Consider the following 13,832-nt stretch of genomic DNA (forward strand, 5'->3'; position numbering starts at 1 on the left):
TAATAATGAAAAATCAATCTCAAATACAAACAGAAATGGAAACTGAAATTCAATTTAATCCATTTTCACCTGAAATCGAACGAGTGATACATACAACGAATTCACAACAGGAAATATGGTCAGATTGTATTTTTGGAGGCAGTGATGCTAACAAAGCCTACAACCTGTCGGTATCTATCAAATTTAAAGGAAACTTAGTAACAGATATTTTTGAACGGGCTGTAAAAACTTTGATTCAGCGTCACGAAGGATTAAGATCTGTATTTAGTCCAGATGCGCGTTTTATGTGCATCTATAAGGATTATCCTTTAGAGATTTCTCACAATGATTTTTCTGATCTTCCAGCTGCTGAAAAACAACCTGCAATAGAAAATTTAGTAAAAGAAGAAGTTAACAAACTTTTCGATCTTGTCAACGGACCTTTATTTAGAGTGAACCTGCTTAAAATTGATGATTTCGAATATCTGGCGATTTTAACCATTCATCATATTATTGGCGATGGATTGAGTATTGATGTTATTCTAGAAGAACTTGGCACAATTTATTCTGCCTATATCGAAAATAAAGAACCAGTATTACCTAAAGCCGAAAAATTTAGTGAATTTGCCGAAAAGGTAAATTCATTTATGGAGAGTAAAGAGTATAAATCTGTAGAAGACTTTTGGATCAATATCTATAAAGAATCAGTACCGACAATGGAACTCCCTTTAGATTATAAAAGACCTTCTTTAAGAACCTACAATAGTAACAGAATTGATTTTCCTTTAGAGGACAGCATTATTAATGACTTAAAAAATGTTGGTTTAAATTCAGGATGCAGTTTAGTTACTACTTTACTGGCAGCATTTGAAGTTTTTCTATCCAAAATTACTGGTCAAAATGATTTAGTAGTAGGTTTTCCTTCATCAGGAAATACTTTATACGACATGAGACAATTGATTGGGGATTGTGCAAATCTTCTTCCCTTGCGCACTAAAATAAATCCTGATATTAGTTTTACAGAATATTTAAAACAGCGAAATTTTGAGTTATTTGATGCCTATGAACATCAACAAGTTAGCTTTGGACATCTTTTAAAAAATTTTGGTGTAGCAAGAGATCCTTCAAGAATTCCGTTAGTACCTGTTGTATTTACAGTTGATTTGGCTCGAACAATAGAAAATGAATTTTCGTATACAGGCCTAACACATAGCTTTAAACCAAATCCGAGACAATATGGAACTTTTGAAATTCAACTTCATATTTTTAGAGCCAAAGATGGCCCGTCATTTCAATGGCTATATAATACGACACTATTTAAATCAGAAACGATAAATCAAATGATGAATTCTTTTAAAGAAATAATTCAAAAAGTAACATCAAATGCAAATAACCCTCTATCCGATTTAATTGGTGGTAATTATTCAGCAGAATATAATGAGTTAAACAGTACAGAAATGTCATATCCAAATGTAACCCTAACAGAGTTGTTAAGTATACAAGCGGAATCTACACCTAACAATATAGCCTTACAATTTCATGAAGCAAAAACTACTTATTTTGAATTAAGCCAAAAGGTAAATCAATTAGCCCACTATCTCAAAGCTCAAGACGTTAAACCTGGCGATTTTATTGCAGTATCTTTTCCAAGAAGCCCAGAACTTCTTTATACTTTATTAGCAATAATGCAATGTGGCGCAGCTTATTTGCCATTAGATCCCGAATATCCTAAAGATCGTTTGGAATTTATGCTAAATGACTCCGACGCAAAAATTTTATTAACCAGTAAAGAATTATTTGCACACTTACCATCGTGGTCTAAAATGTTATTTATAGAAGATGCAATGGACACCTTAAAGGAATATTCTACAGCACCTCTTCCTTTTATTGATAACACAGAAAGTAACGCCTATATACTTTATACATCTGGATCAACAGGTAATCCAAAAGGAGTTCCTATCACTCATAAAAACCTGGTTAATTTTCTATGCAGTATGGCAATAGAACCAGGTCTAAATGAGAACGACAGATTACTTTCTATCACAACAATCTCATTTGATATCGCAGGTTTAGAATTATATCTTCCTTTAATTAAAGGAGCTACATTAATCTTAGCCGATCAAGAAACAGCTAGAGATGGAAGACTTCTATTAGACTTAGTAAAAACAGAAAAAATTAACTTCTTACAAGCTACACCAACAACATGGTCAATGCTTCTTGATTCCGGATGGTCTGAAAAATTACCTATAAAAGCATTATGTGGTGGCGAAGCAATGCCGGTAGATCTTGCTCGAGAACTTATAGCTAAATGTGACACTCTTTGGAACGTATATGGACCAACAGAAACTACAGTCTGGTCTTCATTAAAACAAATAAAAAATGCTGGTGAAATCATAACCATAGGAAAACCAATAGCTAACACACAAATCTATTTAATTGATGAACAAAGTCAGCTTGTTGCACCGGGAAACATCGGAGAAATTATAATTGGCGGTGATGGTGTTGCAAAAGGGTATTGGAACAGACCTGAACTAACAGCTGAAAAATTTATCAAAAACAATATTACTGCCAATGAACAAGAAATACTTTATCGTACAGGAGATTTAGGAAAATTACTTCCTAATAACGAAATAGAATGTCTAGGACGTTTAGACCAGCAAGTAAAGATCAGAGGGCATCGTATTGAACCGGGCGAAGTAGAACAAGCACTTCTGTCTCTTGATGGCATAAAATCAGCTGTAGTACTGGCTGATGAAAATTTTCTAATTGCCCATATTGTACCTGATTCAGAAATAGAAGAAGCACAAACTAAAATTCCTTTATGGCGTGAAAGTTTAGCAGCAAAACTACCGGTACAATTAATTCCTCATGATTTTAATTTAATAGAAAAGATTCCAACAACTCTTAACGGAAAAATAGACCGAAAAGCACTATCACAATATAAAGTCAATAAAAAAATAACATATACTGCACCACGTACTGAGGAAGAAAATATAGTCGCAACTATTTGGAAAGAAAGTCTAAACATTGAAAATATCGATATTTTTAGTGATTTCTTCGAAATGGGCGGTCATTCAATCAAAGGTGTAAAAGTGATGATTGAGATAGAAAAACATACTGGTAAGCGAATTCCACTATCAGCACTGTTCAAATATTCTACTGTCGAAAAATTTGCTAAATTATTAAATACAGGTACAGAAATTTATTCCGATTGTTTAGTTCCGATAAAACCAACAGGAAACAAACCACCTCTTTTTATCGTTCATGGCGCAGGACTCAATGTATTAAATTTCATAAATCTGAGTAAACACTTCGACGAAGATCAGCCAGTTTATGGCATCCAAGGCACTAAACCAAAAGGTTTTGACGGATGGTACGAATCAATAGAAGCAATGGCAGCACATTACATTGATGCTATTATCAAAGTAAATCCGAAAGGCCCTTATGCATTGGCAGGTTTCTCTTTTGGTGGAATCGTAGCTTTTGAAATGACACGCCAGCTAAAAGCAAAAGGTAAAACAGTAAGTTTAACAGCATTATTAGATTCTTACTTAGATTCTTCTTATTACTACGGAAATTATCGACGTAAACAGCTCGTACGCTACATGGATGTTACTTACAGAAGATTAGATTTCCTAAAAGAAATGTTATTAAGCTGGAAAGCTTTTAAAATGCGAATCAATGGTAAAAAAGAATACATCTTGCAAAGACATTTTGGAAAGAAAAAAATAATGACCGAACAAGAAGAACTGGCACTTCAGCAATTTATAGAAGCTGATAAGATGGTCAAAAAAATTGTTGACCTTTACCATCTTAAACCGCAAAGTTTTCAGGTTGATTTATTTCGATCAAAAGACGATGACAACTATAAATTAGACCCTACACATTTAGGCTGGAAAAAAGCAGCATTAGGAGGTGTTAATATTCATAACATCTCCGGTAACCATTTAAATATTGTAGCGCCGCCAAATGACAAGGTATTAGCACGTTTAATTCAAGATATTTTAGATGAGAAACATGAAAACATCTAAGCTCTCCATCTCTTTTTCTGATGTAAAAAGTGCAGAATCGATCCCTGATAAAAAGTTTTTTTTAGACAGTAATGATATTATTATATATACCATTTATTTACCCAATTTCACAGACTTAAAATCTGATCTTTCTAAATACCTAAGTGATAAAGAAATAAAAAAATCACAGCGTTATTATAAAGAATCAGATACTAATCGTTTTATCACCTATAGGGCTATTTTAAAGTTCATTTTAGCCGCATATAGTAAATTACGCATAAAAGATATTTACTTTGACTATAATTTCAATAAAAAGCCTTATTTAATATCTCATCCTTGGCTCCATTTTAATGTTTCTCATTCTGAAGATTTTGCTGCTATAGCCATTTCCCGAAAAAAAGTTGGATTAGATATCGAGTATATGTCAAATGATTTCAAATTTACCACTTTGCTTCCTGATGTTTTTGAAGATAAAGAGGCTTTACAAATTCAAAACTCATCTGATATAAAACACGCCTTTTACACTTCATGGACCCGAAAAGAAGCTTTTGTAAAAGCATTAGGAAAAGGAATTGATGAGGATTTTAAAAACCTCCCTAGTTTAGACGGACAGTACAATATAGATTCAACGTTATTACAAAACACACAAAACTGGCAGGTCTATAGTTTTGATTTTGCAGAAAATTATTTGGGAGCAGTTGCCTTTGAAGATATACCGGCAATTTCTAAAAACATCTCGTTATATACGATTCCAAACAACATGGATGAACTTCTTGAAATGCTTCCAAAAAAGGATTAACAGTTATAAGTATTTTGTATTTCAGAATAATTTATGGCGTTTCCCTCCGGGCCGGGCTGTGCGCTGTATCTTTTGCTTTTTAAAGAAAAAAGCAAAAGGATGCCGCTCCCATCCCTAACGCAATCGTACTTTAAGAACGATTTTTTCCTATTCAGATTATCGAATCTTTTTGCTTAATCCCCAACTTTTGAACCTGATCCCTTAAAGAAAGGCGACAGACCCCGATGGCTATCGGGGCTCCCGCAAAACTGCAGACTTGAATATTTTATAAAACAAAAAACCCCGTTTCGTAAGAAACAGGGTTTTCAAAAGAAAGGCGACGACATACTCTCCCACAATGATGCAGTACCATCTGCGCAGGCGGGCTTAACTTCTCTGTTCGGGATGGGAAGAGGTGAGCCCCGCCGCAATAACCACCTTAAGGTTTTCAGTCTAGGGTTTGTTGTTTTGAGTTTATCGTTTCCAACGCTCAACTCATAACATATAACCTTTAACTTTCCGCGTGCGGACAATATTTTAACATACTGAGATAAAGAAATGTAATAGTTTTATTTAGAAAGTTCTCTCCTCTCTGGTCTGGGACCAGAGAGGGAAAAGTTCGTACATAAGCTTACGGATTATTAGTACTACTCGACTATGACATTACTGCCTTTACATCTATAGCCTATCAACGTGGTCATCTTCCACGATCCTTAAAAGAAATCTCATCTTGTGGTGGGTTTCGCGCTTATATGCTTTCAGCGCTTATCCCTTCCAAACGTAGCTACTCTGCGGTGCCCCTGGCGGGACAACAGATACACTAGAGGTTTGTCCAATTCGGTCCTCTCGTACTAGAATCAGATCCACTCAAATTTCTAACGCCCGCAGTAGATAGAGACCGAACTGTCTCACGACGTTCTGAACCCAGCTCGCGTGCCACTTTAATGGGCGAACAGCCCAACCCTTGGGACCTTCTCCAGCCCCAGGATGTGACGAGCCGACATCGAGGTGCCAAACCCCCCCGTCGATATGAGCTCTTGGGGGAGATCAGCCTGTTATCCCCGGCGTACCTTTTATCCTTTGAGCGATGGCCCTTCCATGCGGAACCACCGGATCACTATGCTCTACTTTCGTACCTGATCGACCTGTATGTCTCTCAGTCAAGCTCCCTTATGCCATTGCACTCTACGCACGGTTACCAAGCGTACTGAGGGAACCTTTAGAAGCCTCCGTTACTCTTTTGGAGGCGACCACCCCAGTCAAACTACCCACCAAGCAATGTCCCCCGCAACGCGGGGTTAGGCCTCAGATAAACAAAGGGTTGTATTTCAACAATGACTCCACAACGCCTGGCGACGCCGCTTCACAGTCTCCAACCTATCCTACACATCATTTATCCAAGGTCAATACTAAGCTATAGTAAAGGTGCACAGGGTCTTTTCGTCCCACTGCGGGTAAACGGCATCTTCACCGTTACTACAATTTCACCGAGCTCATGGCTGAGACAGTGTCCAGATCGTTACACCATTCGTGCAGGTCGGAACTTACCCGACAAGGAATTTCGCTACCTTAGGACCGTTATAGTTACGGCCGCCGTTTACTGGGGCTTCAATTCAATGCTTCTCCGAAGATAACATCTCCTCTTAACCTTCCAGCACCGGGCAGGTGTCAGGCCCTATACTTCATCTTACGATTTTGCAGAGCCCTGTGTTTTTGATAAACAGTCGCCTGGACCTCTTCACTGCGGCCCTGATTGCTCAGGGCGACCTTTCTCCCGAAGTTACAGGTCTATTTTGCCTAATTCCTTAGCCATGAATCTCTCGAGCACCTTAGGATTCTCTCCTCAACTACCTGTGTCGGTTTACGGTACTGGTACTTATTGCCTGAAGTTTAGAGGTTTTTCTTGGAAGCCCTTAGGCGCACTATCTCTTTGTCCGAAGACTCCGAGTACTATCGTATTTCACCAGTTCCTGCGCATTTCACTACAGGACCTATAGCTAGGTACTTCAACGAACTATTCCGTCAGTTCGCGGCGCTTTCATCACTCCGTCACCCCATCACAGCAATAAGTAGTACGGGAATATTAACCCGTTGGCCATCGACTGTCCCTTTCGGGTTCGCCTTAGGACCAGACTAACCCACAGCTGATTAGCATAGCTGTGGAAACCTTAGTTTTTCGGTGTGCGGGTTTCTCGCCCGCATTATCGTTACTTATGCCTACATTTTCTTTTCCAGCCGGTCCAGAATACCTTACGATACACCTTCAACCCTGCTGGAATGCTCCCCTACCACTTACAATTGCTTGCAAATCCATAGCTTCGGTAATATGTTTATGCCCGATTATTATCCATGCTCGTCCGCTCGACTAGTGAGCTGTTACGCACTCTTTAAATGAATGGCTGCTTCCAAGCCAACATCCTAGCTGTCTGGGCAGACAAACCTCGTTCTTTCAACTTAACATATATTTGGGGACCTTAGCTGATGGTCTGGGTTCTTTCCCTCTCGGACTTGGACCTTAGCACCCAAGCCCTCACTGTTATCAATCATTATATAGCATTCGGAGTTTGTCAGGAATTGGTAGGCGGTGAAGCCCCCGCATCCAATCAGTAGCTCTACCTCTATATAACTAAAATAACGCTGCACCTAAATGCATTTCGGGGAGTACGAGCTATTTCCGAGTTTGATTGGCCTTTCACCCCTACCCACAGGTCATCCGAAGACTTTTCAACGTCAACCGGTTCGGTCCTCCACTGTGTGTTACCACAGCTTCAACCTGCCCATGGGTAGATCACACGGTTTCGCGTCTAACACTACTGACTAAAGCGCCCTATTCAGACTCGCTTTCGCTACGGATCCATGTCTTAAACACTTATCCTTGCCAGCAACGTTAACTCGTAGGCTCATTATGCAAAAGGCACGCCGTCACCCCACTTAAGGGCTCCGACCGCTTGTAGGCGTATGGTTTCAGGATCTATTTCACTCCGTTATTCACGGTTCTTTTCACCTTTCCCTCACGGTACTGGTTCACTATCGGTCTCTCAGGAGTATTTAGCCTTAGCGGATGGTCCCGCCAAATTCAGACAGGGTTTCACGTGCCCCGCCCTACTCAGGATACCACTATTCATTACATTTATTACCCATACGGGGCTATCACCCTCTGTGGCCCGACTTTCCAGCCGGTTCCGGTTCTGCATGCATAAAATGTCGTGGTCCTACAACCCCAACTATGCCGTAACATAATTGGTTTGGGCTAATCCGCGTTCGCTCGCCACTACTTACGGAATCACTTTTGTTTTCTTCTCCTCCGCCTACTTAGATGTTTCAGTTCAGCGGGTTTGCCCACCTATCGGTGTACTATGTCTTCAACATAGTGGGTTGCCCCATTCGGATATCTGCGGATCGATCGATGTGTGCTCGTCCCCGCAGCTTTTCGCAGCTTATCACGTCCTTCTTCGCCTCTGAGAGCCTAGGCATTCCCCATACGCCCTTATTTTGCTTATTGTACCAATCTTGTTACTTAAAACAAGACCGTTTTTTTTTTGTTTTTGTTACTTATAACAAAAACGCTTTCTACTTTCTTATTATTTTCTTATCTCAATATGTCAATGAACTTTTATCTACTCCTTGGAGCAAATCAGTGGAGAATAACGGAGTCGAACCGTTGACCTCCTGCGTGCAAGGCAGGCGCTCTAGCCAGCTGAGCTAATCCCCCATTTCTTTAGTGATGAGTTATTAGTTATGAGTTATGAATTATTGCTCATAAGGTCTCAACCCCTAAAATTTCCTTTTAATTAAGTCAAATAGTAGTCCCGGGCAGACTCGAACTGCCGACCCCTACATTATCAGTGTAGTACTCTAACCAGCTGAGCTACGAGACTCTGTTTTACTTAATTGTTTATCATTTTTTAAATCAACAGCAAGAGTAATACAATCTAAAATTCCAAACCTGTAGAGTGGCATCTTGTTTCCCATTCGTGCCCTGAGGCTAACAAAATGGGCTCTAGAAAGGAGGTGTTCCAGCCGCACCTTCCGGTACGGCTACCTTGTTACGACTTAGCCCTAGTTACCAGTTTTACCCTAGGCAGCTCCTTGCGGTCACCGACTTCAGGCACCCCCAGCTTCCATGGCTTGACGGGCGGTGTGTACAAGGCCCGGGAACGTATTCACCGGATCATGGCTGATATCCGATTACTAGCGATTCCAGCTTCACGGAGTCGAGTTGCAGACTCCGATCCGAACTGTGACCGGCTTTATAGATTCGCTCCCCCTCGCGAGGTGGCTGCTCTCTGTACCGGCCATTGTAGCACGTGTGTAGCCCAAGGCGTAAGGGCCGTGATGATTTGACGTCATCCCCACCTTCCTCACAGTTTGCACTGGCAGTCTTGTTAGAGTTCCCGACACTACTCGCTGGCAACTAACAACAGGGGTTGCGCTCGTTATAGGACTTAACCTGACACCTCACGGCACGAGCTGACGACAACCATGCAGCACCTTGTAAACTGTCTTGCGAAAGATCTGTTTCCAAATCGGTCAGTCTGCATTTAAGCCTTGGTAAGGTTCCTCGCGTATCATCGAATTAAACCACATGCTCCACCGCTTGTGCGGGCCCCCGTCAATTCCTTTGAGTTTCAAACTTGCGTTCGTACTCCCCAGGTGGGATACTTATCACTTTCGCTTAGCCACTGAAGTTGCCCCCAACAGCTAGTATCCATCGTTTACGGCGTGGACTACCAGGGTATCTAATCCTGTTCGCTACCCACGCTTTCGTCCATCAGCGTCAATCAACCAGTAGTAACCTGCCTTCGCAATTGGTATTCCATGTAATCTCTAAGCATTTCACCGCTACACTACATATTCTAGTTACTTCCTGGTAATTCAAGTCCTGCAGTATCAATGGCCGTTCCATCGTTGAGCGATGGGCTTTCACCACTGACTTACAGGACCGCCTACGGACCCTTTAAACCCAATGATTCCGGATAACGCTTGGATCCTCCGTATTACCGCGGCTGCTGGCACGGAGTTAGCCGATCCTTATTCTTACGATACCGTCAAGCTCCTTCACGAAGGAGTGTTTCTTCTCGTACAAAAGCAGTTTACAATCCATAGGACCGTCATCCTGCACGCGGCATGGCTGGTTCAGGCTTGCGCCCATTGACCAATATTCCTCACTGCTGCCTCCCGTAGGAGTCTGGTCCGTGTCTCAGTACCAGTGTGGGGGATCTCCCTCTCAGGACCCCTACCCATCGTTGCCTTGGTAAGCCGTTACCTTACCAACTAGCTAATGGGACGCATGCTCATCTTTCACCGTTGTGACTTTAATTATAAAGTGATGCCACCCTATAATACCATGAGGTATTAATCCAAATTTCTCTGGGCTATCCCTCTGTGAAAGGTAGATTGCATACGCGTTACGCACCCGTGCGCCGGTCTCTATCTCCGAAGAAATATACCCCTCGACTTGCATGTGTTAAGCCTGCCGCTAGCGTTCATCCTGAGCCAGGATCAAACTCTTCATCGTATATTTTAATATTATTATTCGATGCCTTATTCCAGTCGGTTCTTTTCGAATCTATCGATTCTATTACTCTTATTCTTTATTTGTCTTGTCTTTTGGACAAGACGGCTGTCAATTCAATATGTCTACGAACGTAATTTTGTTTCCTTCGCTTGTTTCTCAAAGCGGGTGCAAAACTAGAAATTCTTTTTGTTTCTCGCAAGAAAAATTTAAAAAAAAATGAAACTTTTTTTCGTCTCAGTTTTTCAACCTTTCCTTCCAATCCCTCAATGAACTTCCCGTATTTGCGGGGTGCAAATGTAAAAGCATTTTTCAAATCTCACAAGCTTTTCCGAATCTTTTTTTTGAAAATCTCTTCTCTTTTGATCCTTGTTTCCTGTCAGTATTTCTGTGAACGTTTTCGCTGTTGCGGGTGCAAAAGTAGCACCTTTTTCCGCTTTCGCAAGCTTTTTCTTGATGTTTTTTCAATTTTTTTTTGCCCTTTTTCTTAACTTGCTGGTAACGGCTTGTTTACATCTTGAAGTTTTTTCTTCTCCTGTGGGGTTTTTCCTTGTTTTGCCGTTCTTTGGTCTGTTTTGCCGCGAAGGCACCAAGACACAAAGCTTTCTTTTACGCTGTTTTTAATCTCGAAAAGACGCTGAGACGCTGAGTTTTTTCCTTTCTGCTTCCTTATTCCTTCCCAAAACACACTTCTTTGCTCGGAATTTCTTCTGAAAACCTATCCCATAGCCCCGATAGAAGCGGAAATCCTTTTTGTGGTGGGGTTCACCATAAAAAGATTGCAGCGGATAGCGGGAAATTGCTCCTCAAAATTTAAATCCCAAATCCTGAAACTCCAAACTCCAAACTCCAAATTCCAAATTCCAAATTCCAATTTACAATCTCTTAAATCTCATCTGTCTTTCATGTCCTTTATACGCATTAGACGCACTGCGGTGCGTCTCTACCGAAAATTGGAATTACACTATTATATATACGTATAAAAAACAAACCCGACAGGTTTTGAAAAACTGTCGGGTTGTGGGAATAGAATCTACTCTTATATATGTATACTTTCGTTTAAGTTATCGATAGCTTCTTTTGTGATTTGAATTCCTTTTAGTTTTGCCTGATGATCAAAGATTGGGCTTGTTACCATTAGTTCGTCTATTCCGTAGTAGTTCACAAAACTTTCGTCCTTCCTTATAATAAAAAACATATAATATTAATTACTTTATTCTATTTTCAATCTTATTCAGTCTTTGAGATAGATCCCCTTTAACCTCAATCACCTTTAAATCGAAATCATTAATTAGTTCAATAATAATATCATTAACGTAATATCTAAGCTCGGGTAAATTCGAGTCTGAGCATGAAATTCTATCGCGATCTTCAATTGGAACAAACACAAAAACATCAATTTTATTAATCGCGTCTTGAATTTTATTAAACACTGACTGAAAATTTACGGAATCATCAACTGCTAAAGCATAAGCTAAAAGATCAAGCGGACAACGGTCGAAAATAGCATTTTTATCACTTCTCAGAATTTGTTTTAAAGAATAGTCTAACTGCGACATATAATCATCTGCAGTTGGTGTTTCAGAAAAAGCAAAACCCATTTCCTGCATTTCAAAATAAGGCTCCGGATAAAGCTCGTAATTAGAAAAAGATTCTTGTAGTTTTTCTGCTAATGTAGTCTTACCTACTAAATGTGCTCCTAGTATTGCTATTCTCATATCATTGATATAATTAAGACAAGTAAATTATTATCTCTAAAATTAACTAAAACATAATAATTTTAAACATTTAAAAGAATAAATACATGAACATCCAAGAAACTGATTCATACTTTCAGAGTACATGCAAAAAACAAAAAAGTCTATTTCGCAATGAAATAGACTTTTTAATTATTGTATAGCTTTGATTAACGTATATCGTTACTTTTTGTAGAAACCAAATCTACTGCACCGTCAACTTCTTTTATGACTTCAGGATTCACGATAACAAATTCGGTTCTTCTGTTTAATTGGTGATCTTCTTCTGAGCAATTTACACCGTTTGAACATTTATTGACCAATTCCGTTTCACCAAAACCTTCAGCTTTGATTCTAGCCGGATCAATTCCCTGTCTAACAATCCAGTTTTTAGTTGACCTTGCTCTTCTGTTAGACAGAGACCAGTTGTAATCATCATGTGCTCTACTATCTGTATGTGAACCTAAATTAATTTTAAGTTTTGGATATTTCTCCATAATTCTTACTACTCGCTCAAGTTCAATCTGTGCATCAGGTCGAATAAACGACTTATCTAAGTCAAAATATATTGGTTTAATTTTAACCATTAGTTTACCTCTTACATAAACAAATTCACCAGAAGTTAAATCCAGATTAAGCGCGAGCTCCAAATTGGCTTCGTTTGATGAGGCAAAAGTCTTTTCGTCCATATCATAGTAATCTTTAACAGCGGTTACTTTGTACGAAGAATCACAATTTACTTTAAAATTAAAAACAGCAAATTGATCTGCAATTGTGCTTTCAACTTTATCTCCTTTTGCATCATATAGAGTTACTAAAGCTCCAGGCAAAAGTGCTTGAGATTCTTTTTCACGAACAGTCCCTTGAACGAACTGCTTACATTTTGCAGCAATTGGACTAACTAATTCTTCGAAAAAGTAGATATCATCGTCTCCTTTTCCGCCTTCTCTGTTAGAAGAAAAGTGACCTGTTTTTTTTCCGTTTTGGAAAACTAAAGAGAAATCGTCTTTTGCACTGTTTATTGGAAAACCTAAGTTAACTGCTTCTCCTACTCCTTTTTTATTTTGAATTTCTATAGCATAGATATCTAAACCGCCATTTCCATCTTTTTTACCATTTGAAGAGTAATAAAGTACATCATCAGCATCGATGTGAGGAAACATTTCGCTTTTTACGGTATTTACCTGCGGTCCTAAATTATAAGGTTCGCCATAAGTTCCATCTTTATTGATATCTACTGCCCAAATATCTGTAAGTCCCAATGAACCTGGTCTGTTTGATGCAAAATACAATTTAGTATCATTAGAATTTAATGAAGGATGTCCCGTATCAAACTGATCGCTGTTGAATGGCAGTTTTGTTATATTTTTCCAATTCCCTTCAGCATCGATATCCGCTTTATACAATTGAATTAAAACCCATCCTTTATCATCGGTCTTATATTTTTTGCTATTGTAATTATCTCTTGAAAAATAAACTGTTTTTAAATCTTTTGTAAAGGTTACATTAGATTCATGCATTTTAGTATTCAGGTCTTTTGAAAACAATTCTGATCCTGTAAATTCACCTGTATTGGTTACAGTCGCTTTATATAAATCTAAAAAAGGCTGATTGTTTAAATACCATTTTTTATTTCTGGACTGTTTGGTCTTTTTTGATGACGCATAAATTGCCGTGTTTTCACCATAATAGGTTACGCCAAAATCAGAGTATTTAGTATTGGCTTCTATATTTTTGATATTGTAATTTTGAGAATAAACGCCAGCTCCAAATAACAATACTATAATTAAAGTAATTTTTTTCATATCTTATTT

Annotated in this window: 5 protein-coding genes, 2 tRNA genes and 3 rRNA genes; 2 read left to right on the forward strand and 8 right to left on the reverse strand. The window is 39.1% G+C overall.

Features of this window, described 5'->3' with window-relative positions; translation table 11 throughout:
* Positions 1-5: 5 nt before the first annotated feature.
* Both HYN56_RS22405 and HYN56_RS22410 read left to right on the forward strand, forming a co-directional pair.
* A complete protein-coding gene (locus HYN56_RS22405; RefSeq protein WP_109194238.1) occupies positions 6-4,010 on the forward strand; it encodes a non-ribosomal peptide synthetase in 4,005 nt (1,334 codons plus the stop codon).
* Positions 3,997-4,788 (forward strand): 4'-phosphopantetheinyl transferase family protein, encoded by a 792-nt coding sequence (locus HYN56_RS22410; RefSeq protein ID WP_167398343.1) that lies wholly within the window; start codon positions 3,997-3,999, stop codon positions 4,786-4,788. The genes HYN56_RS22405 and HYN56_RS22410 overlap by 14 nt, the downstream gene beginning before the upstream one ends.
* 311 nt (positions 4,789-5,099) lie before the next feature.
* Here the strand turns inward: HYN56_RS22410 and rrf are convergent.
* The 8 genes from rrf to HYN56_RS22460 all read right to left on the reverse strand — a co-directional run bounded on the left by rrf (position 5,100) and on the right by HYN56_RS22460 (position 13,823).
* Positions 5,100-5,209: ribosomal RNA gene (gene rrf, locus HYN56_RS22415) — 5S ribosomal RNA — on the reverse strand.
* A gap of 179 nt (positions 5,210-5,388) precedes the next feature.
* Positions 5,389-8,269, reverse strand: a 23S ribosomal RNA gene (locus tag HYN56_RS22420).
* A 136-nt stretch (positions 8,270-8,405) separates the two neighbouring features.
* Positions 8,406-8,479, reverse strand: a tRNA-Ala gene (locus HYN56_RS22425).
* A 92-nt stretch (positions 8,480-8,571) separates the two neighbouring features.
* Positions 8,572-8,645, reverse strand: a tRNA-Ile gene (locus tag HYN56_RS22430).
* 126 nt (positions 8,646-8,771) lie between these two features.
* Positions 8,772-10,285: ribosomal RNA gene (locus tag HYN56_RS22435) — 16S ribosomal RNA — on the reverse strand.
* The 16S, 23S and 5S rRNA genes sit together here with 2 tRNA genes alongside, the layout of an rRNA operon.
* A 1,036-nt stretch (positions 10,286-11,321) precedes the next feature.
* The gene (locus HYN56_RS22450) at positions 11,322-11,480 is read right to left on the reverse strand and encodes a hypothetical protein (protein ID WP_240622617.1); all 159 of its coding nucleotides are present in this window, start codon (positions 11,478-11,480) and stop codon (positions 11,322-11,324) included.
* Positions 11,481-11,490: 10 nt separating this feature from the next.
* Positions 11,491-12,000 (reverse strand): ATP/GTP-binding protein, encoded by a 510-nt coding sequence (locus HYN56_RS22455; RefSeq protein WP_109194241.1) that lies wholly within the window; start codon positions 11,998-12,000, stop codon positions 11,491-11,493.
* A gap of 188 nt (positions 12,001-12,188) precedes the next feature.
* The gene (locus HYN56_RS22460) at positions 12,189-13,823 is read right to left on the reverse strand and encodes an OmpA family protein (protein WP_109194242.1); all 1,635 of its coding nucleotides are present in this window, start codon (positions 13,821-13,823) and stop codon (positions 12,189-12,191) included.
* Positions 13,824-13,832: the final 9 nt, after the last annotated feature.

It is taken from the genome of Flavobacterium crocinum (assembly GCF_003122385.1).
Classification (GTDB): Bacteria; Bacteroidota; Bacteroidia; order Flavobacteriales; family Flavobacteriaceae; genus Flavobacterium; species Flavobacterium crocinum.